The 309-nt window shown below is 35.0% G+C and carries 1 rRNA gene; it reads left to right on the top strand.

The window, feature by feature from the left end:
• Positions 1 to 192 precede the first annotated feature (192 nt).
• Positions 193 to 309: ribosomal RNA gene (locus IDG45_RS13785) — 23S ribosomal RNA — on the top strand; the annotation flags it as partial.

The raw sequence follows: 309 nt of genomic DNA, 5'->3' as shown, positions 1-309 counted from the left end.
GATAAGTAAGTAAAATATAGATTTTACCAAGCAAAACCGAGTGAATAAAGAGTTTTAAATAAGCTTGAATTCATAAGAAATAATCGCTAGTGTTCGAAAGAACACTCACAAGATTAATAACGCGTTTAAATCTTTTTATAAAAGAACGTAACTTCATGTTAACGTTTGACTTATAAAAATGGTGGAAACATAGATTAAGTTATTAAGGGCGCACGGTGGATGCCTTGGCACTAGAAGCCGATGAAGGACGTTACTAACGACGATATGCTTTGGGGAGCTGTAAGTAAGCTTTGATCCAGAGATTTCCGA

Origin of the sequence: Staphylococcus sp. EG-SA-10, from assembly GCF_017151945.1 — a bacterium.
Taxonomy (GTDB): domain Bacteria; phylum Bacillota; class Bacilli; order Staphylococcales; family Staphylococcaceae; genus Staphylococcus; species Staphylococcus aureus.
This window is presented reverse-complemented; position numbering and strand designations above follow the sequence as displayed.